The organism is Pantoea sp. USMM079 (assembly GCF_037153115.1).
Lineage (GTDB): Bacteria > Pseudomonadota > Gammaproteobacteria > Enterobacterales > Enterobacteriaceae > Pantoea > Pantoea communis.
Map to the genome: position 1 here is coordinate 58,567 of NZ_JBBCKX010000021.1, position 22,192 is coordinate 80,758.

At 56.7% G+C, this 22,192-nt stretch carries 21 protein-coding genes; 8 read left to right on the forward strand and 13 right to left on the reverse strand.

The window, feature by feature from the left end; translation table 11 throughout:
* The first annotated feature begins 97 nt into the window (after positions 1 to 97).
* Positions 98 to 838: an ABC transporter ATP-binding protein gene (locus tag WFP70_RS20775; RefSeq protein WP_337024269.1), complete on the forward strand. Its 741-nt coding sequence runs from the start codon at positions 98 to 100 to the stop codon at positions 836 to 838.
* Between the two features lie 70 nt (positions 839 to 908).
* Positions 909 to 2,420: a serine hydrolase domain-containing protein gene (locus tag WFP70_RS20780; protein ID WP_337024268.1), complete on the forward strand. Its 1,512-nt coding sequence runs from the start codon at positions 909 to 911 to the stop codon at positions 2,418 to 2,420.
* A gap of 72 nt (positions 2,421 to 2,492) precedes the next feature.
* On the opposite strand, the gene WFP70_RS20785 is transcribed toward WFP70_RS20780, so the two are convergent.
* The 10 genes from WFP70_RS20785 to mntP all read right to left on the reverse strand — a co-directional run bounded on the left by WFP70_RS20785 (position 2,493) and on the right by mntP (position 13,960).
* A complete protein-coding gene (locus WFP70_RS20785; RefSeq protein ID WP_160869261.1) occupies positions 2,493 to 3,329 on the reverse strand; it encodes a fumarylacetoacetate hydrolase family protein in 837 nt (278 codons plus the stop codon).
* A 199-nt stretch (positions 3,330 to 3,528) separates the two neighbouring features.
* Positions 3,529 to 4,350, reverse strand: coding sequence for a M55 family metallopeptidase (locus tag WFP70_RS20790; protein WP_337024267.1), 822 nt, complete (start codon positions 4,348 to 4,350; stop codon positions 3,529 to 3,531).
* A 238-nt stretch (positions 4,351 to 4,588) separates the two neighbouring features.
* Positions 4,589 to 5,635, reverse strand: a complete 1,047-nt coding sequence (locus WFP70_RS20795; protein ID WP_337024266.1) for a DmpA family aminopeptidase — start codon at positions 5,633 to 5,635, stop codon at positions 4,589 to 4,591.
* 2 nt (positions 5,636 to 5,637) lie between these two features.
* A complete protein-coding gene (locus WFP70_RS20800) occupies positions 5,638 to 6,522 on the reverse strand; it encodes an ABC transporter permease subunit (protein WP_337024265.1) in 885 nt (294 codons plus the stop codon).
* Entirely contained in the window at positions 6,522 to 7,451 is a 930-nt protein-coding gene (locus tag WFP70_RS20805; protein WP_045814153.1) for an ABC transporter permease, read from the reverse strand. Before WFP70_RS20805 ends, WFP70_RS20800 begins: the two co-directional genes overlap by 1 nt.
* Positions 7,452 to 7,524: 73 nt before the next feature.
* A complete protein-coding gene (locus WFP70_RS20810) occupies positions 7,525 to 9,066 on the reverse strand; it encodes a glutathione ABC transporter substrate-binding protein (RefSeq protein ID WP_160869267.1) in 1,542 nt (513 codons plus the stop codon).
* A gap of 21 nt (positions 9,067 to 9,087) precedes the next feature.
* Entirely contained in the window at positions 9,088 to 10,956 is a 1,869-nt protein-coding gene (locus WFP70_RS20815) for an ABC transporter ATP-binding protein (protein ID WP_337024264.1), read from the reverse strand.
* 15 nt (positions 10,957 to 10,971) lie between these two features.
* On the reverse strand, positions 10,972 to 11,937 hold the full coding sequence (gene dgcA / locus WFP70_RS20820; RefSeq protein WP_058960689.1) for an N-acetyl-D-Glu racemase DgcA: 966 nt from the start codon (positions 11,935 to 11,937) through the stop codon (positions 10,972 to 10,974).
* A 1-nt stretch (position 11,938) separates the two neighbouring features.
* On the reverse strand, positions 11,939 to 12,946 hold the full coding sequence (gene dgcN, locus WFP70_RS20825; protein ID WP_038644154.1) for an N-acetyltransferase DgcN: 1,008 nt from the start codon (positions 12,944 to 12,946) through the stop codon (positions 11,939 to 11,941).
* Positions 12,947 to 13,387: 441 nt separating this feature from the next.
* Positions 13,388 to 13,960, reverse strand: a complete 573-nt coding sequence (gene mntP, locus WFP70_RS20830) for a manganese efflux pump MntP (protein ID WP_058960691.1) — start codon at positions 13,958 to 13,960, stop codon at positions 13,388 to 13,390.
* Positions 13,961 to 14,243: 283 nt separating this feature from the next.
* Here mntP and WFP70_RS20835 point away from each other — a divergent pair, with 283 nt between their 5' ends.
* The 4 genes from WFP70_RS20835 to WFP70_RS20850 all read left to right on the forward strand — a co-directional run bounded on the left by WFP70_RS20835 (position 14,244) and on the right by WFP70_RS20850 (position 17,426).
* The gene (locus WFP70_RS20835; RefSeq protein WP_034819984.1) at positions 14,244 to 14,486 is read left to right on the forward strand and encodes a DUF1158 domain-containing protein; all 243 of its coding nucleotides are present in this window, start codon (positions 14,244 to 14,246) and stop codon (positions 14,484 to 14,486) included.
* A gap of 530 nt (positions 14,487 to 15,016) precedes the next feature.
* Positions 15,017 to 16,627, forward strand: coding sequence for a malate dehydrogenase (quinone) (gene mqo, locus WFP70_RS20840; protein ID WP_097119452.1), 1,611 nt, complete (start codon positions 15,017 to 15,019; stop codon positions 16,625 to 16,627).
* 131 nt (positions 16,628 to 16,758) lie between these two features.
* Positions 16,759 to 17,064 carry a type II toxin-antitoxin system HigB family toxin gene (locus WFP70_RS20845; protein ID WP_337024307.1) on the forward strand — a complete coding sequence of 102 codons (306 nt, stop codon included), beginning with the start codon at positions 16,759 to 16,761 and terminating at the stop codon, positions 17,062 to 17,064.
* A complete protein-coding gene (locus WFP70_RS20850; RefSeq protein WP_337024263.1) occupies positions 17,061 to 17,426 on the forward strand; it encodes a helix-turn-helix domain-containing protein in 366 nt (121 codons plus the stop codon). The genes WFP70_RS20845 and WFP70_RS20850 overlap by 4 nt, the downstream gene beginning before the upstream one ends.
* A 54-nt stretch (positions 17,427 to 17,480) precedes the next feature.
* Here WFP70_RS20850 and WFP70_RS20855 read toward each other — a convergent pair whose 3' ends face one another.
* Positions 17,481 to 18,068 carry a LysE family translocator gene (locus WFP70_RS20855; RefSeq protein ID WP_166935145.1) on the reverse strand — a complete coding sequence of 196 codons (588 nt, stop codon included), beginning with the start codon at positions 18,066 to 18,068 and terminating at the stop codon, positions 17,481 to 17,483.
* Positions 18,069 to 18,204: 136 nt separating this feature from the next.
* Here WFP70_RS20855 and WFP70_RS20860 point away from each other — a divergent pair, with 136 nt between their 5' ends.
* Positions 18,205 to 19,695: an aminotransferase-like domain-containing protein gene (locus WFP70_RS20860; protein WP_337024262.1), complete on the forward strand. Its 1,491-nt coding sequence runs from the start codon at positions 18,205 to 18,207 to the stop codon at positions 19,693 to 19,695.
* On the opposite strand, the gene WFP70_RS20865 is transcribed toward WFP70_RS20860, so the two are convergent.
* Entirely contained in the window at positions 19,662 to 20,285 is a 624-nt protein-coding gene (locus tag WFP70_RS20865) for a glutathione S-transferase family protein (RefSeq protein WP_038644142.1), read from the reverse strand. The two genes, WFP70_RS20860 and WFP70_RS20865, sit on opposite strands and share 34 nt — an antisense overlap.
* Before the next feature lie 113 nt (positions 20,286 to 20,398).
* Here WFP70_RS20865 and WFP70_RS20870 point away from each other — a divergent pair, with 113 nt between their 5' ends.
* Positions 20,399 to 21,247, forward strand: coding sequence for a PhzF family phenazine biosynthesis protein (locus tag WFP70_RS20870; protein WP_337024261.1), 849 nt, complete (start codon positions 20,399 to 20,401; stop codon positions 21,245 to 21,247).
* A 96-nt stretch (positions 21,248 to 21,343) separates the two neighbouring features.
* On the opposite strand, the gene WFP70_RS20875 is transcribed toward WFP70_RS20870, so the two are convergent.
* Positions 21,344 to 22,102, reverse strand: coding sequence for an SDR family NAD(P)-dependent oxidoreductase (locus tag WFP70_RS20875; protein ID WP_337024260.1), 759 nt, complete (start codon positions 22,100 to 22,102; stop codon positions 21,344 to 21,346).
* Positions 22,103 to 22,192 lie beyond the last annotated feature (90 nt).

A 22,192-nucleotide genomic window follows, 5' to 3' on the forward strand; every position in this document is an offset into this window, starting at 1 on the left:
CCATCAACACGGTTATACCCCCATGCCCGCTTTACGCCCGCAGGATGCGTATGGATGCGTACCGTTCAACGAACGCACAGAATTTACAGGCAGCTTCATGATTGAAATTGATGACCTGCGCATCGCCTTTGGTGCGCATCAGGTAGTGAAAGGCGTCAGCTTCGCAGTCGCCAACGGCGAAAGCTTTGGCATGGTCGGCGAAAGTGGTTCGGGCAAATCCACCATTCTGCGCGCCCTCGCCGGACTCAATGCCGATTGGCAAGGCAGCATGAAATTTGGCGGCATGGAACTAGGCGCTAAACGCAGCCGCGCGTTCTATCGCCAGGTGCAGATGGTGTTTCAGGATCCGTTTGGTTCGCTGCATCCGCGCCAAACCATCGACCGCATCCTGCATGAGCCGTTGCTGGTGCATCAGCTCGATCGCGCGGAACAGCGCATCAGCCAGGCGCTGAGCGAGGTCGGCTTACCGGCCGCTGTGCGTTTCCGTTATCCGCATCAGCTTTCCGGTGGTCAGCGTCAGCGCGTGGCGATTGCCCGCGCGTTGATTGCCGAGCCAGAAGTGCTGCTGCTGGATGAGCCCACGTCGGCGCTGGATGTGTCGGTGCAGGCGGAAATCCTGAATTTACTCAGCGATCTACGCACTGAGCGCAAACTCACCTACATTATGGTGACGCATAACCTCGCGGTGGTGACGCATCTGTGCCAGCGCATTGGGGTGATGCAGCACGGTGAGATGGTGGAGCAGCTGAGCGCGGAGGATTTACGCGCGCGCCGCATCCAGCATCCGCATACCGCTCAACTGTTTGATCTCAGCATGACGCTGGAGGAACCGGCATGACCGCGAACGGGCAACAGTCTGCTGATATCGCACCACTTTTCGATCTCAGCATGACGCTGGAGGAACCAGTATGACCGCGAACTGGCAACAGGCCGCCGAGGTGGCGCAGCAGATAACACAAGGCTGGCAGCAGCCCGGCGCACCGGGTGGTGCGATAGTCCTGTTTGATGCCCATCATATTCACTCGACACACTGCGCCGGTCTGGCCGATCTGGCGCAACAGACCCCCTTCGGCGCCAACAGCGTGGTGCGTTTTGCCTCGATTACTAAGCATCTGTTTGCCGCGCTAGTCACCGGGCCTGGCCGTCGCTACCTGCAACTCAACGATAAGCTGGTGCAGCATCTGCCGCAGCTTAAAGGCGCCAACGGCCAGATCACCGTCGGCCAGGCGCTGGACATGAGCAGCGGCTTGCCCGACGTGCGTGAAACCCTGTCGCTGCTCGGCTTGTCGGTGTACAACGCCACCAGCGCTGCTGATCTGCTGGATTTTGTCGCACAGGAAGGCGATCTCAGCTATCCGCCCGGCAGCGAGATTTCATACACCAACACCGGCTACCGCCTGGTGGAAGAGGCGCTGAAAGCCAAAGGTGTGCTGTTCAACGATCTGCTGCAGCAATATATCTGTGAGCCGCTGGATATCAGTTTGATCGCGCCGGAAACCTGGTTCGATATCGTGCCTGGACTGGTGCCGGGTTACTGGCAAAACGGCGCGCAGTGGCAGCTCTCCAGCGCTGGATTACACCTTTCCGCCTCGGGCAGTGTGACCGGCAGCATCAATCATCTGACGCGCTGGCTGCAAAGTCTGCTGGCGGACAGCGGACCCGGCGCGGCCGTGCTGCAACGTCTGAGCGCGCCACGCCATCTCAATGACGGCCGCACCAGCGGCTACGGGCTGGGTATCACCAGTTCCACGCTGGGCAGCCAGACGCTGTTCGGTCACGGCGGTTCGCATGCGGGTTATAAAAGCTATTTCCTGCTGCATCCGGAGCTGAAGCTGGGCGTAGCGATTGTTGCCAACCGTGAAGATGTGGCGACCTCAGAAAGTGCACTGCGGGTGATGGCGGCGCTGCTGGATCGCTCGCTGCCGGAGAAAGGGCATGATTTGACGCCGGGCTTATACGTGGCAGAAAACGCCGCCGACTGGCTGGAGATTCAGGGTGTGACCGCGACCTGGCTGGGTGCCGGTGAAACGCTGTGGCGCGCCGATCCGCACGGAGATGCGGTGTCGCTTTCCAGCACTTTCCCGATCAAGCTACGCCATGATGGTAAAGCGATTGTCGGTGAGATTGGTCATGCGCCGCGCCGTTTTGTGTCGGTAGAGGCGGACAGCGCCAGCCTTGAGCATCTGCAAGGCCGCTGGTTTGCACATACCTGGCGCAGTGAAATGGTGATTGAGGGCGATCGCCTGATTATGGGCATCGGTCCGGCAGCGATTCATGCCAGTTTGCAATCGCTGGGCGGCGATCGCGTGCTCGCCACCGCGCAGGATGGCCCCTGGGAGAAACGTTTTGTGATCGCGCGTGAAGGTGACAAAGTGCGGCTGCTGTTGAATCGCAGCCGCGTGGTGAGATTTACGCGCTAAGCGGTCGTCGTCTGGTCAATTCAACACACATCAGTCAAAGCTGCCATTTTTATAAATGGCAGCCTTTTTTCTTTAAACCACTGTGTGGCGCAGACGACCAATTTTTTCGATCTCGACTTCAATCACATCGCCGGGGAACATAAACAGCGGTGGCGTGCGTTTTTTACCGACGCCGCCTGGTGAACCGGTGATGATCACATCGCCTGCTGACAGCGGGCTGAATGCCGAAATGTATTCGATGATTTTCGCCACCGGATGCACCATGCTGGCGGTGGTGTCGTTCTGCACTTCACGCTGATTCAGCCAGGTTTTGATCGCCAACTGCTGCGGATCGGGGATCTCATCTGAGGTGGTCATCCACGGACCAAAACCGCCAGTCTGCTGCCAGTTTTTTCCGGCGGTAAACCAGGTGAACTGCATGTCACGTACGGTGGCATCCATAAAGCAGCTGTAACCGGCAACGTGTTGCAGCGCATCGGCCGCTTTAACCTGATAGGCAGGCTTACCGATGATCACCGCCAGTTCGCCTTCGTAATCAAATTCCTGGGTGGTGGCCGGTTTCAACAGCGGCTGCTCATGCCCCGCCAGGGAATCCGCGAAACGGACGAACAGCGTCGGCGCTTCGATAGTCTCGGCAAACTCTTTACGCTTGTCCGCGTAGTTCATGCCGACACAGAACACTTTTCCAGGATTTTCCACTACCGGAAGAAAGCGAATTGCGCTGAACGGGTGATCAGCCGGCAGTGAGCTAAAGGCTTCCAGGTCACTGAGCGCGCCGCGTTGTAACAAAGATTTCAGATCCGGGCATGCCGCGCCGAGGCGTGAACCGACGTCAATCACGCCCTCTTCCCGCACGATTCCGTAACTTTTTCTTTCCTGGTCAATAAGATAAAAACTGCAGAGCTGCATGACTGCCTCGTTGTTATATATAAATTGCGCGCAGGTTACCAAAAGCCAGCAGGAAATGCGGTACGACCTGCCAATAATGTGCCTAAGCGTTGATACGTGATTGCTGATCTATTGATTGCCATCCATGGCAACCCTGCAAACATCCGTCAGGTACGCAGTCCTGGCAACCCTACGCGCATCTGTAGGGTGCGCACCAACATTACGACTGCGTACTCGCCAGATAGGAGAATGCACTTAGCAGGCTGATCAAGGTTCCCATTTGATCGGCACGATAGCCTACGGTCACAGCATCAATGCGCGTCACGCCGGGAATCAGGCTGAACAAATCCGCGAGCACCGGTTTGCTGGCTTGTAACTGCATCTCATAAGGTGCGGTCAAACGCGTGGTACTGACCTGGCGCGCACGCTGTACCGCCGCAGTAGCGGCGGCACGAATGGCGTTTTGTGCGGCTTGCGGGCTAATGGACTCCGCGCAGGTGTGGGAAATCGCGCGTTTCACACAGACGTAATCCACTGACGGATAGTGTTCGGCCATCCAGCCTTGCAGTTGATCGTCCCCGCTCACCAGCCACAGCGGTGTGCCCTGTTCGGCGGCGGCGGCAGCGTAGATGTCGCTTTCGCCCATCACTTTGCCGTTGATATGGATGCGCCAAAAAGCACGGCCGTTAATGGTGTGCGCCAGCACGCCGGGTTCGCCCGCCGCGCTGTGATAGCCGATAAAGAACAGGCCATCGAAGCGCTGCTGCTCAATGCCTTCCACCATCGACAAGCCACGCGGCTTGCCTTGTACCATGCGCGCACGCGGATCGATGTTTTCCGCGCGCAGGTTGGTCATTTGCGCATGGCTGTCGGCCACCACCACTTCGGTGGCTCCGCCAGCGAAAGCACCGTCGATGGCGGCATTCACTTCCTGTTCCATCAGCCCGCGTGCCAGCTGGTGTTCCGCATGGCCGGGTGAGCACTGTTCCGGACGCATCACGCCCGCGATACCTTCAATGTCAGCAGAGATGAATATTTTCATAAGTCAGGCAAATTCCGTGCGGGTTGGAACATGGTCGCCATAAATGGCGACCCTACGGGGAACAGTGCGTCAACGGCCGCTTTCAGGCTGACCACAGGCGCTGCTGTAAGAGGCGCCAAAAATGGCGACATTACGGTTAACTTAACCTCAGAGGCGGCATTCAAGCTGAACACAGGCGCTGCTAAAAGAGGTGCCATAAGTGGCAATCCTGTCATTAACAGTAAAGCCGATGGCGGCCCTACGGTTTGGCCAATTCATCCAGCACCTGCGTCAGTGACGGACGATGATGGCCGCGAAAACCAGTGACCGCTTCAGCGCTTAATAGCGCATCCAGCACCGCATGTTCAGTGGCATCAGCGGCGGCGGCAAGCAGCGGTTCCAGTGCCGCATCGTCCGGCGGGTTTGGCTGCGTTTGCGTGGAGAAGGCCACGGCAATATCGCCTGAACCATGTCCCCAATAACTGCCTAAACGGCCTAATCCGGCACCGGCGCGTTTAGCGATACGCTTAAGCTGGCGCGCATCCAGCGGCGCATCGGTGGCCATAATGATGATGATGGAGCCGGCATCGCGCTGCGGTGCCAATTCTGGCAGCAGCGGCCCAATCATGTCACCCATGCGCACACCATCCAGCGTGAACGCATTCAGTGCCCCAAAGTTAGCCAGCACCAGCACGCCCAACGTGGCACTCAGTGACGGAATTAAGCGCGATGCGCTGCCAATCCCGCCTTTCAAGCTGAAGCAGCTCATGCCACGTCCGGCACCGACGCTGCCACGGGCGAAATCGGCCTGCGCCGAATCGAGCGCATCCTGCGCCATGGCTTCGGTAACGGCCAGCGCCTGAATGTCATTCAGCCAGCCGTCGTTGCACTCCAACGCCAGCGGATTGACGGTAGGCAAACTGCGACCCAACTCCGGGTTACGGCTGATGGCGTCACGCACCAGTGTGGTAAACAGCGTGCCGACTGCCAGCGTGTTGCTGAGCAAGATCGGCGTTTGCAGCACGCCCAACTCTTCGATTTGCACCAACCCGACGGGCTTGGCAAAGCCATTAAAGACCGCCGCGCCGCAGGGTAACGGCTTGAGAAACAGGTTATCGCCCGGCGGCACAATCGCCGTCACACCGGTTTGTCTCTCACCGTCTGCCAGCGTGTGATGGCCGACGCGCACGCCGGGCACATCGCTGATGCGGTTGGTGGCGCCGCAAGCACTGCGTGGTTGCCCGAGCTGGCGTTCAGTGCGCCAGCGTTGCAGCAGTAGATCACGCTGCAGTTGTTGAAAATCCATGTTTAGCTCTTCAGTTTGGGATCGAGCGTATCGCGCAGCGCATCACCCAGCAGGTTAAACGCCAGCACAGTAATGAAAATTGCCAGGCCGGGGAACACGCTGACGTGCCATAAACCGCCCATCATCATGCTGCGGCTCATCGCCAGGATATTTCCCCACTCCGGCACATCCGGTTCCGGGCCCAGGCCAATAAAGCTGAGGCCCGCTGCCGTTAGGATACTGGTGCCGATACGCATGGTGAAATAGACAATCACATTGGAGAGCGTGCCGGGCAGAATGTGGCGCAACAGGATCACGCGATCGGGCGCACCGGCGCAGCGCACCGCTTCGACATACGCAGCCTGTTTGAGCGACAGCGTCGAGGCTCGCACGATGCGGGCAAAGACCGGCACGCTGAACACCGCCACGGCGATAATCACGTTATTCAGTCCCGGACCGAGAATCGCCACCACTGCAATCGCCAGCAGCATACCGGGAAAGGCAAACAGCACGTCGGAACCGCGCATGATCAGCATATCGATCCAGCGACCGTAATAGCCCGCCAGCAAGCCGAGCAGCACGCCTACCACCATGCCCAGCGTCACCGACAGCACGCCGATGTAAAGCGAGATGCGTGCACCGTAGATGATGCGGCTCAACAGGTCGCGTCCCAGATCATCAGTACCCATCCAGTGTGCCGCTGAAGGGGGTGATGATAAGGCCATCCAGTCCGGTGCCATCGGATCCCACGGTGCCAGCCAGGGCGCGAAGATCGCCACAATCACCAGCAGCAATACAAAACCGCCGGAGACCAGCGCCAGCGGATTGCGCACGAAGGCGTGCAGGAAATCGCGCCACGGCGAGCGGATGGTTTGTGGTGTTGCGGCAGAGAGAGATTCTGTACTCATCACGACTCCTGTCGCAGGCGAATGGCTGGATTGACCACGGCATACAGCAGATCCACCAGCAGGTTAATCACAATAAATTCAAACACGAACAGCATCACCAGCGCCTGAATCACCGGCTGATCTTGTGCTTTGATCGACTCGATCAACAGCCAGCCCAAACCGGGCCAGTTGAAGACGCTCTCCACCACGATCGATCCGCCGAGCAGAAAACCGAACTGCAAGCCGAGCATGGTGATCACCGGGATCAAGGCGTTGCGCATCACGTGCTTCCACGTCACCAGCCGATTGCGCAGCCCTTTGGCTTTGGCAGTGCGCACATAATCTTCCTGCGCCACTTCGAGGAAGGCGGAACGAGTGAAGCGCGCCATCACGGCGGCCACCGAGGAACCCAAAGTGATAGCAGGCAGGATAATGTCGCTGGCCTTGTTGAACCCGCTCACCGAGAACAGGCCAAAGGGCATGGCAACGAACTGGATCAGCAACAGACCCAACCAAAAAGTGGGCATTGAGATGCCGCCGACGGCGACGCTCATCAATGTCCAGTCCTGCCATTTACCGCGCTTCAGTGCGGCCAGCACACCGAGAAACAGGCCGAGGATTACCGACCAGGCAAAGCCCGCCAGCGCCAGCCACAGGGTTGGCATAAAGCCTTGTTTGATCACTTGCAGCACCGGCTGTTGCGTGCGGTAAGTGACGCCGAGATCGCCACGCAGCAGCCCACCGATCCAGTTAACGTATTGCTGCGGCAGCGGATCGTTAAGTCCAAGATGCTGGCGCGCGGCTTCGACCGCTTCAATCGGCGCGTCTGGACCGGCGTAAATGCGCGCCGGATCGCCGGGTAGCAGCTTAATAAAACCGAACACCAGCAGCGAGACCACCAGCAGGACAGGGATCATCTCCAGCAGCCGACGAATGATGTATGCGAACATGCGCTTCCTTTAAATTGGGGACGCCCTCTCCCGTTTGCAGGAGAGGGTTAGGGTGAGGGATTAACGCCCTGCCTTACTTAAATGCCGCCTGGGTGTAGAGGAAGTTGCCATCTGCCAGCATCGATACGCCGGTCAGGTTGCTGCGCTTGCCCACCAGGTTATCTGGCGTGCCGAGGAAGGCGACGGGCGCATCTTTCCACAGCATTTTCTGGGCTTCCGCATAGGCTTCACCGCGCTTAGCCGGATCGGCGGTGGCTAACCCACCAGCAATGGCTTTATCCACATCCGGATTGCTGAAGTACGAAACGTTATACGAGGTCGGTACCCAGGATTCGGTGGCATACAGCGGGCGCAGCGCCCAGTCCGCATCACCGGTCGAAGTTGACCAGCCGCCGTAATAGAGGTCGAATTCGGCTGCTTTAGGATCCTTAACGCCCCACAGTTTGGCGTTGCGCGTACCGGAATCCATTGGCGTCACCGTGGCGCGAATGCCCACCGTTGCCAGCTGGGCTTTCAGCACTTGCGCCGCGCGCACGCTGGCGGTGGTGTTGGTGGTCCACAGTTTCAAATCCAGACCGTTCGGATAGCCGGCAGCTTTCAACAAGGCTTTGGCTTCATCCGGGGCGTAGTGATAATTCGGTTCGCTCTGCTTCTGATAGAACTGCACCCCTTCCGGCATCGCGGACGAAGCGGGTTTACCCATGCCAGCAAACGCCACTTTCAGCCACAGATTGCGGTCGATGGCGTAGTTGATCGCCTGACGCACGCGCACATCCGCCAATGGCTTGTGCTGGGTGTTGATCGCCATGTAGTAAAGATAAATGCTCGGATCGCGTTGGATCGCTAATTTGCTGTCACTCTGCACAGTCGCGATCAGATCCGACGGCAGCGGCCAGATCGCATCTACCTGTCCTGATTTCAATGCGGCAACGCGGGTGGCATCTTCCGGACTTGGCGAGAAGGTCACTTTATCCACCTTCGGCCAGCCTTTCTGCCAGTAGCCATCGTACTTCACCAGTGAAACGGCTTTGCCCGGCTGCCAGTCAACAAACTTGAACGGACCGGTGCCGACCGGATGCAGGCGCAGCTGTGCTTCTTCCGGGTACTGTTTGAGGATCGCCGGGCTCCACATCACCGCTGACGGGTGTGCCAGGGTGTTGATGAAAGCACCAAAGGATTGGTTGAGGTCAATTTTCACCTGATCCGGCGCCAGCACCGTGACGTTGGCAATCATCTTATACAGGCTGTTGCGCTTCAGGCCTTTGGTCTGATCGGCGAGGCGATCGAGGTTGGCCTTGACCGCTTCAGCATCAAACGGCGTACCGTCCTGGAAAGTGACACCTTTACGCAGCGTCAGGGTAAATTCGGTGGCGTTGTCGTTATTGGTATAACCGGTCGCCAGCCAGGGTTGCAGCTTCATCTGCGCATCGAACTGGAACAGGCGTTCAAAGATACCGCTCTGCACCGAATAGCTGACGTTATCCGAAGTATCGTGCGGGTCGAGACCGGTGATATCGGCATACATCGAAATGCGCAGATCCTGCGCCTGCGCGGCGGCGGCCAGCGCGAGGGTCAAGCCAAAAGCCAGTGACGAACGGCGAAAAAGGGTTTTCATGAAATCTCCTGGTATTGAGCGTTAGCGCGATGCAATGTCGTCAGCGACCCAGTGTTGCGGGGCAACCTGGCGATAACGGGGTTTGGTGACCGTTTCGCCCAACTTGCGCAGCGGCGAAGGAATTTCGCTGTCTTCGAAAGTACGGGTCTGACGGTTCTGTGGATCGGCCACCGGCACCGAGGCCAGCAGACGTTGGGTATACGGATGTTGCGGTTGGTTGAACACCGACTGACGCGGGCCAAGCTCGACAATCTGGCCGAGATACATCACCGCCACGCGGTTAGCGATACGCTCCACCACCGCCATGTCATGCGAGATGAAAATCCACGCGACACCAGTCTGCTTTTGCAGGTCCATCATCAGGTTCACCACCTGCGCCTGGATCGAGACATCCAGTGCCGAGACGGCCTCATCGGCGATGATGACTTTCGGTTTCAAGGCCATGGCGCGGGCAATCGCGATACGCTGACGCTGGCCGCCGGAAAACTCATGGGGATAACGCGTGGCATGTTCAGGAAGCAGACCAACGCTTTTTAGCAAGGCCTCAACCTGCGGCGTGGCTTCTTCCAGCGATTTCACCAGACCGTGCAGCAGCAGCGGCTCGGCAATGGTGAAGCCCACGGTCAGTCGCGGGTTTAAAGAGGCGTAGGGATCCTGAAATACCATCTGGATTTCGCGGCGCAGCGGTTGAAACTCCGCCTCTTTCAGATTAGCGATTTCATTGCCCTGGAAATGAATGCTGTCAGACTGACTCTTGATCAGGCGCATCAGCGCGCGGCCGGTAGTGGATTTGCCGCAGCCGCTCTCACCCACAATCGCCAGGGTTTCACCCGGCCACAGGCTGAAGTCGATCTGCTCCACCGCATGCACTTGATGGGTCAGGGCTGAAAAGATGCCACTGCGAATCGGGTAATAGACTTTTAAACCGCGCACATCCAGCAATGGCGTTTCGTCATAACGGGCGGTGCGCTGCTCACCGCTATCGGCGGGCTGAGTGGCGCCCAACAGTGGAAAACGCTGCGGCCAGGATTGTTCACGCATGTCGCCCAGTTTCGGCACAGCAGCAAGCAGCGCTTTGGTATAAGGATGCTGTGGCGCGTTGAAGATGTCCGCGACCGTACCCTGTTCCACGACTTCGCCGCGCAGCATCACCACCACGCGGTCGGCAATTTCCGCCACCACGCCCATGTCATGGGTGATAAACAGCACTGCCATCTGCTTCTCGCGTTGCAGGTCGCGCAGGATGTGCAGAATGCGCGCCTGCACGGTGACGTCCAGCGCGGTAGTGGGTTCGTCGGCAATCAGCAGCTGTGGATCGCACGCCAGCGCCTGCGCAATCATCACGCGCTGGCGCATGCCGCCTGACAGCGAGTGCGGGTAGCTTTTCATCACGCGATCGACATCGGCGATGCGCACCTGGCGCAGCAGGGCCCGCGCACGCGCATCCGCAGCGGCTTTGTCGCACATCTGATGGTCACGCAGTGCTTCCGTCAACTGATCGCCCACCCGCAGTACCGGGTTGAGCGAGGTCATCGGCTCCTGAAAAATCATCGCCATTTCGCGCCCGCGCAAGGTGCGGCGTTGGGTTTCATCCAGCGTTTCCAGCGTGTGGGCTTTACCCTGACGATCGCGGAACTGCATGCTGCCGCGATCGATACGGCCTGAAGCGGCCAGCAGGCCCATCACCGCCAGCGAAGTGACCGATTTGCCCGAGCCGCTTTCACCGACAACGGCGACGACTTCACCGGGATAAATGGCAAAACTGATGCCTTTCAGTGCCTGATTTTCGCCGCTGCGGCCGCGAAACGAGACGCTAAGATCCTGTATCGCGAGTACCGGCGCGGGACCGGCAACGCTGGCGGCGTTGGGGGTAAGTAAAGTGTCCGTCATCGTTGCCTCTTGCGGTTACAGCCAGATTCGGCCTTGAGCGTAGGAAAGGAAGGGTGAGCTATCGGCGGCCAGCCAGATGGGGCCATCGAGATCCACGTGTTCTGCAGCAATCGCCACCGGCAGCGCAGCTTCCATTGCGAGTGAGGAGCCCAGCATGCAGCCGACCATCAGACGCATATCCAGCTTTTGCGCTTCTTCGACCATCGCTAAGGCTTCGGTCAGGCCGCCGCACTTATCCAGCTTGATGTTGATCATCTCGTAGCGATTACGCAGCTCGGCGATGTCTTCACGCGTGTGGCAACTCTCATCGGCGCACACCGGGATCGGGTGGTTAAACCGTTGCAGATCCTGGTCTTGTCCGGCAGGCAGCGGCTGTTCAACCATGGCGATGTTGTACGCTTGCAGCGCGATAAGCAGGCTTTGCAGATCGACGCCCGACCAGGCTTCGTTGGCGTCAATGATCAAGGTGGCACGTGGCGCAGCCTTTCTGATGGCCGCCACCTTCTCTAAAATCTCTTCACGATTCAGTTTGATTTTCAGCAGGATGGCACCACGCGATACGGCATCAGCCGCCGCAGCTGCCATGTTTTCGATGGAGTCGAGGCTTAAGGTCTCCGCCGTGATCACCGAAGGCGGTGCAGTGCGTTCGCACTGCTGCCACAGTGTCTGCTTCGCCAGCGCGGCATCAAGGCGCCACAGCGCACAGTCCAGCGCATTACGCGCTGAACCGGCAGATAAACGGCTTTGCAGATCGATTCGGCTTAAGCCCGCTTCGACATCCTTACGCATCGCTTCCAGCTGCGCCTCGACGCTATCTGGTGTTTCATCGTAACGCGGTGTCGGCGTGCACTCGCCACGACCAATAAAGCCGTTCTGCTCCAGCGTGACGCGAATGACGGTAACCGCAGTGCGCGTACCACGCGAGATAGCGAAAGGACGCGCCAGCGGCAGCTCCAGCACTTCAATCTGCATGCGCCGCATTTTAGCCACGCTCCTGCAGCAGGGCGGCGATATCCGCGATACCAAAACGCACCGGATCGGTGGCCGGCACGCCGAATTCAGCGCTAACTTCCGCACAATAGGCGCGAGCTTCTTCTTCGCTGTAGTTGGAGGTGTTGATGGCAAAACCGGCCAGTTGCACATTATCGCTGGTGACATCGGCCGCGCGCAGGTTGGCCTCCACGCAATCTTTCAAACTCACCATCGGCTGATGCGGTAAATGGCGCATGTGCGGACGGCCCATTTCGTGGCACATCACCAGCCAGTGCGGCTGCGCACCGTGAATCAGGCCCATGCTCACGCCCGCATAAGAAGGATGGAACAGCGAGCCCTGACCTTCAACGATATCCCAGTGGTCGGCATCATTGGCGGGTGACAGGGCTTCTACAGCACCGGCGATGAAATCGGCAATCACCGCATCAATCGCGATGCCTTCACCAGCAACCAGAATGCCGGTTTGTCCGGTGGCGCGGAAATCCGCCTTCATGCCGCGTTCACGCATTGCCGCTTCCAGCGCCAGCGAGGTGTACATCTTGCCGACTGAGCAGTCCGTACCGACAGTAAGTACACGCTTACCTGTACGCTTTTTACCGCTGCCAACATTCAGTTTTGGACGCATATGGCGCAGGTCAAACAGCTCAACGCCAAACTCCTGGGCTAACGCCACCAGCTCTGGCTCATCCACCAGGCGATGGTGCAAGCCGCTCGCCACGTTCATGCCTGCTTTGATCGCACCTTTAACGGTATCGAGCCAGTGCTCCGGCAGATAACCACCGGCATTGGCGGTGCCCAGTACCAGCGTTTTCGCGCCACGTTCTTTTGCCGTGGCGATATCGAGTACGTCCAGACCTAAGCTGACAGTACAGCCCGGCAGCTTAATTTCGCCGACGCACTGCTCAGGGCGCCAGACGTGAATGCCGCGCGCCGTTTTAGCGGCCAGTGGATCGGTGACATCGCCAAGGAACAATAAATAGGGTTGAGGGATCAGCATGATGTTTCTCGTTTCAGACGGGTTAGAGGGTCTGAATCGACTATTCCATGCGGGTTAAGAGGTGACGAATGCTTGTTTGGTAGCGGGGTATAACATCAGGCTATAGCCAGATCCAAAACTGATGGTTAAGGGTACTAAGCCATTGATAGAGAGAAAATTCGAGGCGATATTGAGCGGGGGAGATAAGAAAATCATTGATAACCACAGGTCGATCCCTGACCGCGATTATCGAGGGTATAAGTGCGATTAATGCAGTGCGCCTGGTGGGACGTGCTTGAAAGTCTCAACATATGCACGAAACACGTAGCGGAAAAAACGTTTCATTGGATACCTGACTCAAAAATTGTTGAAGAAATACGCGAAAAGTATAACTAACGCGCGTTTTTCACGCAATTATTTTTGAGCCAGATCACAAAATGAGGGGTTTGGCAGATGCCTGAATTAGCCGAAGAGGTTGAGATGTTGATTAAGGATGGTGCAGCCGATGCTGATCAGTACCAGTCCACCCAGCACTTCCGCCCATTTACCCATCACCGGACCGATAAAGCGACCCACCATCACGCCAGTCGTGGCCATGATGGTGGTAGCAGCACCAATGGTCAGCGCGGTAAGCACAATATTCACCTGCAGGAATGCCAGGCCGACGCCCACCGCCAGCGCATCAAGACTGGTGGCCACCGCGGTCAATGCTAAGACCATAAAGCCATGACGCTGTGGTGCTTCGCAGGGTTCATCCGCCGTCTGACGGAAACCTTCCATCATCATGCGGCCGCCGAGAACGGTTAACAGGGCAAAGGCCACCCAGTGATCCCATGCCATGATGTAGCGACTGGCCGCCAGGCCAATCGCCCAGCCAATCAGCGGCGTCAGCATTTCAATCACACCAAAGATCAGGCCGGTGCGCAGCGCTTCTTTGAAGTTCGGGCGATGCAGCGACGCGCCTTTGCCCAGTGCTGCGGCGAAAGCGTCCATCGACATACCAAAGGCCAGAATCAGAGTTGCGATAAATGTCATGGGTTTTCAATCAATGCCGCGAAAAATGCCTTCAAGCGAGCGATTTTCCGCATCTATTGTTCAGTAATGAAAAAGTGCGCGCAGTCTAGCACGCAAAATCACCAAAAAAAAGACAGTAAAATCATGGATTTAAGTATAGCAAAGGCTATAACTCTTAACTTGCGCTATTTATGACGCTAAGTGGATGGAATAGAAGAATTTTCTTAGGGTGACCCGGCACAGGGATTGCACGCCAGCACGCTTTTATGCGCTAATGCCCGCGCTAATTGATAGGAAACCTGCGATGAAAAACCCGTTTGAAACGCTGATTATCCCTGGCGGAATCCTGCTGCTGGGCTTTCTCTCCGCGCTGCTGTTGCCCGCGCCGCAATTCGGCCTGGAATTATCCAGACGGATTCAGGAGATGCTGCATTTGCAGGACCTGAATCAGCTCTACACTATCGTGTTTTGCCTGTGGTTCCTGCTGCTGGGCGCGATTGAATTTTTTGTCATCCGCTTTGCATGGCGTCGCCTCGCTAAGCAGTGATCCCCACCGCCGCGTAATGCTTTTTTCCTCTGACCACTGTCTGACGCGGCGAAAAATTAATACTCACAGAAATGTAACATTAGTTTTACACGATCTGGCGAAATATCACGCAACATAAAAACCGCATAAAAAATCAATCCACTACAAATTGATATTAATCATACATTTAAAGTGTGATGCCGCTCACTCTCCGAACATTACCCTGTGCATTCCTCTCACAATATCGCAACAACTGCATTACCATAACCCTCTGATTAAGGGATAAAAATCCCTTATGACAGCGGGGTCGAGCTGATTAATTCTTATGCTGAATCATTTCGGCCTTTAAAAAATAAACAAACGTTTAATTCCGATACGAGAATGTTATATTCAAATGCATATGCATAACGTGCAGTTAACCGTTATCGCCCCCTGACTTAAACCTGAGTCTTAACCTTTGAGAAATAGCGCGACGCGCTCGAAAGAAGCGTGGCTGTTTCGCCTGCGAACCTGTTGAACTTCAGGTCAACAGAGAGAGGAGATGTCGCCTCATGAGTACTACTGCGGTAAACCTGGCGCTCGCCGCCGCTGGTATGGATAGCGCTAACCTTCAGGAACGAAAGGATGTCGACGTACTGCTGATCGGCGCAGGCGTGATGAGTGCCACCCTTGGCGCATGGCTGCAGGATCTGGAGCCGGACTGGTCGATTGAGATGGTGGAACGCCTCGACGATGTCGCGGTGGAATCCTCCAATGGCTGGAATAATGCCGGGACCGGTCACGCTGCGTTGGCCGAGCTGAACTATACGCCGCAGAAGGCGGATGGCAGCATCGACATTGCAAAAGCGGTGGCGATCAACGAATCGTTCCAGATTTCTCGTCAGTTCTGGGCGTACCACGTTCAGAAAGGCAACCTGCGCAATCCAAAAAGCTTTATCCACAGTACGCCGCACATGAGCTTCGTCTGGGGCGACGATAACGTTGAGTTCCTGCGCAAACGTTTCCAGGCGCTGCAAAAAAGCACCCTGTTCCGTGGCATGAACTATTCAGAAGATCGTGACCAGATCACCCAGTGGATCCCGCTGGTGATGAATGGCCGTGACAGCAAACAGAAAGTGGCGGCCACCTGGACCGAAATGGGCACCGACGTCAACTTCGGTGAAGTGACGCGTCAACTGATTGCCTCTTTACAGAAGAAAGCCAATTTCCGCCTGCGTCTGCGTCAGGAAGTGCGTGATATCAAGCGCCTGAGCGATGGCCGCTGGCAAGTGACACTACACAATCTGGCCAGCGGTGAAAATCGCCTGCTGACCACGCGCCAGCTGTTTATCGGTGCGGGCGGTGCGGCGTTGCCACTGCTGCAAAAATCCGGCATCCCGGAAGTGAAAGGCTACGCCGGTTTCCCGGTGGGCGGTTCCTTCCTCGTGACCGAGAATCCAGAAGTGGTCCAGCAGCACATGGCGAAAGTGTACGGTAAAGCCAGCGTGGGCGCGCCCCCGATGTCGGTACCGCACGTGGATACGCGTGTGCTGGATGGTAAGCAGGTACTGCTGTTTGGCCCATTCGCCACCTTCTCGACCAAATTCCTGAAACAGGGCTCGCTGCTGGATATGTTCGGCGCGATGAACGGCAGCAACCTGTTGCCGATGATGCAGGTCGGCCTGAAGAGTTTTGACCTGGTGAAATATCTGGTCGATCAGGTGCTGCAAAGCGATGACGATCGAATGGAAGCGCTGCGTGCTTATGTGCCGCAGGCGAAACAGGAAGACTGGCGTTTAGTCACTGCTGGCCAGCGCGTGCAGATCATCAAGAACGATGAGAAAGAGGGCGGCGTACTGCGTTTAGGCACGGAAGTCGTGACCTCTGAAGATGGTTCGATTTCAGCCCTGCTCGGCGCTTCGCCGGGGGCATCTACTGCAGCGCCGATTATGCTGGAGCTGATGGCGAAAGCCTTCCCTGAGCAGATGCGTTCACCAGAGTGGCAGACCAAAATCCGCGCGGTGATCCCAACCTGGGGCCGTAAGATGAACGGTGACGTAGCGCTGACCGAGAAGATTCTGGCGGAAACCAGCCGCGTACTGCAACTCGACTACGCACCGATCGTTACGCCAGACGCGGCGAACGACGAAGCCCGCGAGACGGCGCACGTGGTGGGGAAGTAACCAGGCAATCCTGATTGCCGTGAATAATGATAAGGCCGCGCAAGCGGCCTTTTTTATGGCTAAATGCGAGAAATGTCCCAAATTGGGATATAAGTTTGCTATAGTCCCAGGGCGGGACTAAGATGCGCGACATGAGAATCATATCGGTACGGACACTCAGGGAGTTCATGACGGCGAACCCCGACTCAGCTCAGCCGTTGAGAGCCTGGATTGATGAAGCGCAAAAGACCAATTGGTTAAATCCAGCAGACATCAAGGATCAATACCGCAGCGCCAGCAGTTTGAAAGGCAGTCGCGTGGTATTTAACATTAAGGGAAATGATTATCGACTGGTTGCGGCCATCGCTTATCCGCAGAAGCTGATTTTTATAAAATTTATCGGCACACACCGGGAATACGATGCCATTGACGCAAACACAGTGGAGCAACGTAAATGACACTGACCATAAAACCCATTCGCAACGAACTTGATTACGAAGCGGCCCTGGAGGCCATCTCTCCGTTCTTTGATGATGTGCCTGAGCTGGGCACGCCAGAAAGCGATTATATGATTGTGATGAGCATGCTGATCGAAGCGTGGGAGAAAGAGCACTACCCTATTGAAGCTGCCGATCCGATTGAGGCGATTAAATTTCGTATGGAACAACAGGGATTGACTGCCAAAGATCTGGAGCCTGCCATAGGCCGACGTAATCGCGTCTATGAAGTGTTAAACGGCAAACGCTCTTTGTCTCTGGAGATGATTCGCAATCTGCACAAGCAGTTTGGCATTCCTTTAGAGAGCCTGGTGGGTCTCTAAAATTGCAGGGGCGCCAATGATAGCGCCCCATTTGCTTCTATTGCATGCTTGGTTTTAGCTCAGCAGTACCGCGTCGTACAGCATCCAGGCCGTGGTGGCCACCAGCGACATTGCCATCAAACTGTTAAACGCCTGACGTTTCCACGCCACTTGCAGATGACTGCGCAGACGATCCCCCATCGCGGCCCAGATCAGGATGCAGGGAAGATTCAATGCAGCAAACCCCAGCAATACCGTGATGACGCCGTTGCTGTTGGCGTACATCAGCGCCACGTTAGTCACCATCAGCCAGGCTTTGGGATTCACCGCCTGAAAACAGATGCCGCCCACTAGCGTCATCGGGCGCGGACGCTCACGCGCTTCTGGCGCTGCGGCACGAAAGATTTTCCATGACAGCCAGAGTAAGTAACTGCATCCCACCACCGTGAGTGGTAAACGAATGGATGCCATCCAGTGCAGTAATACATCCAACGCCATGCTTGCCAACAGCATCTGTATCGCACAGCCCACCAGAATGCCAAACAGCATCGGCAAGGTGCGCTTGAAACCAAAATTGACGCCCGATGTGGCGAGCAGCAGGTTGTTCGGGCCGGGGGTGATCGACATCACCGTGACGTAGCTGAAGAATGAAGGGTCGAGCATGATGCGCTTCCTGATGGTCCAAAGTTAACATCATGCTAATGCGTACCGGGTGATGGAAACAGAGACACAAAACCACTATTGTAATGGATACAGTTAACGTTAATTTAGATTGTACCCATCGCACGCGGAGGCTTTTGTGTCCCTTCCCCTATCATCCGGTCAAACGCTGTATCAGCAGCTGGCAGATAGCTTTGCCGAGTCGATTCATCAGGGCACGCTGAAGCCGGGAAAACGGCTGCCCGCCATCCGCCGCGTGGCACAATCGCATCAGGTTAGCGTCAATACGGTGCTTAATGCCTGGCAAATCCTTGAAGATCGCGGCCTGATTGAAGCGCGTCCGCAATCGGGCTATTACGTGCGTGGCGTGATGCCAGCCGTGACGCGTCCGGTCAAACCGCTGCCCGCGAAAATCAACGACCCGAGCACGCAGAAGCTGGAACTGATTGAGCAGGTGTTTGCCGCGCAGAATAATGCCGATTACACCAATATCTCTTTGGCCTGTCCGCAGGATGGCACCTTTTATCCGGCAGCGCGCTTAGGCCGAATTACCTCGGGCATTTTACGGCACAATCCCGACATCGTCGGGCGCTATGCGCTCCCGCCGGGTAGTGAGCGCTTACGGGAGGAGATTGCACGTCGCAGTCTGCACACCGGTATCAATCTGACTGCGCAAGAGATCACCCTCACCCACGGCTGCATGGAAGCGTTACAGCTAGCGCTGCGGGCGGTGACCAAGCCTGGCGACTGCATTGGGCTGGAATCTCCCACTTACTTCTTCCTGTTCCCCCTGCTGGCGTCACTGGGCCTGAAAGCGCTGGAAATCCCCACCGATCCTCAGCAAGGACTGTCGCTGGATGCGCTGGAGATGTTGTTACAGGAGAAGCGCATTCAGGCACTGATTGCCATGCCCGGGGCGCAGAATCCTCTCGGCTATGTGATGCCACTGGAGAATAAGAAGCGGCTGGCGAAGTTAGTGAATACTTACCACGTTCCAATGCTGGAAGATGGGCTGTATGACGAGCTGCAGTTTGACTGGCCACTCTCGCCACCGGTGAAAGCCTTTGATAGCGAGGGCTGGGTGATTTACTGCACCAGCTTTACCAAAACCGTGGCGCCGGATTTCCGCGTGGGCTGGACCGCGGCCGGTCGTTTCCATCAGACCATCGCCCGTTTGAAAGCTGTCTCTTCGATGTCTGAATCGCGGTTGCTATGTGAAACCCTCGCAGAATTTCTCGCCAGCGGCGGCTACGATCATCATCTACGCTCGCTGCGCCGCCGCTATGCCGCCAATCTCGATGCGGCGCGCGGCATCATGGCGCGCCATTTTCCGCAGGGGACACGCGCGACGCTGCCAAAAGGAGGCTTTGTGTTTTGGGTGGAGTTGCCGGGTAAAGTCGACACCGTGGAGATGTTTCATCGGTTATTGCAGGAGCAGATATGCGTCACACCGGGCGCGCTCTACACGCTGAGCGATCGTTATAAACACGCGCTGCGCCTCTCCTGCTGTTACCCGTTTGATGAACGTTATACGTGGGCGTTGAAACGCACCGGCGCGCTAGCCTGCGAAATCACAGGCCTGGCACCGGGACAGGATCAGGGTTTGCCGTTGCGGCCCCAGGTGGTGTAGCCCTCACGCTCGGTCAGACGCTCGTAATAGAGTTGTACGGCGGGAAATTCAGGGTGCTCCAGCGGGGTTTCAAACCAGCGATTGACTGCAAGCCCCACAGGAATGTCTGCCAGCGAGAAATTGCGTCCTGCGACGTAGCGCCCGGTTTTTTGCAGATGCTGGTCAAGAATATTCATGGTGTGCGTCCAGCCTTTAATCGCGGCGGCCAGCAAACGCGGATCCTGATGGGCGGGCGAGTTGCGCACCAGTGACATAAACGCATAGCGCCAGGAAGTATTGAGTTCGGTGGCTTGCCAGTCCATCCACTGATCCACCGGTGCACGCGCTCGTGGGTTTTCAGGATAGAGCCAGTCGCCGCCATTGCTGTTGGCGAGATAGCGCAGAATGGCGTTGGATTCCCACATCACGAAGTCATCTTCGATGATCACCGGCACCATGGCATTAGGGTTGAGCGCCATGAATTCCGCCGAGTGCAGCGATTGCGGGTCTTCACCCCAGGGTTCGAGCTCATACGCAAGATCCAGTTCTGAACACAACCACAGAACTTTGCGCACGTTGATTGAAGAAGTACGACCAAGAACTTTTAACATAGCGGACTCCGATTCCAGAATTCTTAACCTATTCATAGTCCTGTTGGCTGCCATTAGCAATCTGCAGGATGTAAATCAGGATGTCAGAGTGCCTCAACCAGCAAGGAGTGAAAATGAAAGTCGCGTTTAAGCAGGTGGATGTGTTTACCTCATCAGCGTTCAAAGGTAATCCGCTGGCAGTGATTATGGATGCAGAGGGATTAAGTGACGCCCAGCTGGCTGCTATTGCCCGCTGGACCAATTTGTCGGAAACCACCTTTGTCCTGCCAACACAGGATACCGCAGCCGATTACCAGGTGCGTATTTTTACCACCGAAGGGGAATTGCCGTTTGCCGGGCATCCGACGTTGGGCACAGCTCACGCCTTGCTGGAAGCGGGCTGGCAAGTGAAAACGCCGGGCAAGATTGTGCAAGAGTGCGGCGTCGGCCTGGTGGATGTGCGCATTAGCGAGGATGGCGCGCTGGCCTTCGCGGCCCCCAACGTCACGCTGACGCCATTTGATGACGCGTTGATGAGCAGCGCATTGAACAGCGAGGCCTTTGACACCCACCAGACGCCGACCATTGTCGATATGGGGATTCGCTGGCTGCTGATTCCGATGAACAGCGCGCAGGCGGTGTTGGATGTGCAGGCCAGCGCAGCGGATCTGCTACGTTTGCAAAAACATGCCGACGTCAATGGCACTGCGCTGTTTGGCCCGCTGCCAGAGGATTGCGGCGAGCAATACGAAGTGCGCGCGCTGCTGGTTGAGAACGGCAGCCTGACCGAAGATCCGGTAACCGGCAGCGCCAACGCCTGTCTGGCACGTTACTTTGCGGCGCAGGGGAAAACTGAGGATTATCGCGCACGTCAGGGCAGCGCCATTCAGCGTGAAGGACGGATTCAGGTGAGTTTTAGTGGTGAGAGCATCTGGATTGGCGGCCAGACGGTGACCGTGATTGACGGGACGATTGAGATCTAAAATACGCGCAATAAATTGCGCCGCTACGGCCATCTGCACGGTTGCGTAGCGGCGCGATTTATCGCGCATTATTACAGCGTGCTTAATCGTGCATTCTTACAACGCCTGCCCACCTGAAGCTTCAATACGCTGCGCGGTGATCCAGCCGGTTTCTTCGCTCAGGATGGCGCTGATGGCGTCACCAATATCATCTGGCTGGCCAACGCGGCCCAGCGATGTCACCGAGGCAATGTGATCGTTGAGATCTTTGGTATCGCGCACGCGTCCACCGCCGAAATCAGTTTCAATCGCACCCGGCGCCAGAATATTGACGCGAATACGACGCTCGCCCAGCTCTTTGGCCTGATAGCGCGTCAGCACTTCCATCGCCCCTTTCACCGAGGCATAGGTGCCTGATCCCGGCAACGTCATGCGCGTTAATCCGCTGGAGATGTTCAGGATGCGGCCACCATCGATAATCAGCGGCAGCAGCTTCTGCGTCAGGAAGTAAGGCCCTTTGAAATGCACATTGATCAGCGCATCAAATTCTTCTTCCGTGGTTTCTGCAAACAGCTTGTAGTGACCGTGACCGGCGTTGTTCACTAAATAATCAAAGTTGTCGCGTTGCCAGGTTTTTTGCAGTGTCTCTTTCACCTGCGCCACGAAGCTGTCGAAGGTGCTGCTGTCGCCGACATCCAGCTGTAACGCCACCGCACGTGCGCCCAATGCTTCAATCTCTTTCACCACGGCATGCGCTTCTTCCGCGTGACCACGATAGGTAAAAAGGATATCCACGCCTTTGGCCGCCAGTTTCAGCGCACCATTCTTGCCCAAACCGCGGTTACCGCCGGTAATCAATGCAATTTTATGACTCATGTTTCGCTCCAGATGGAAAATTGAACACGGGATAAGGATATTCGCTATAAATTGATCTATAAACGCAGAGGAATACGCAGCACTGTTTCA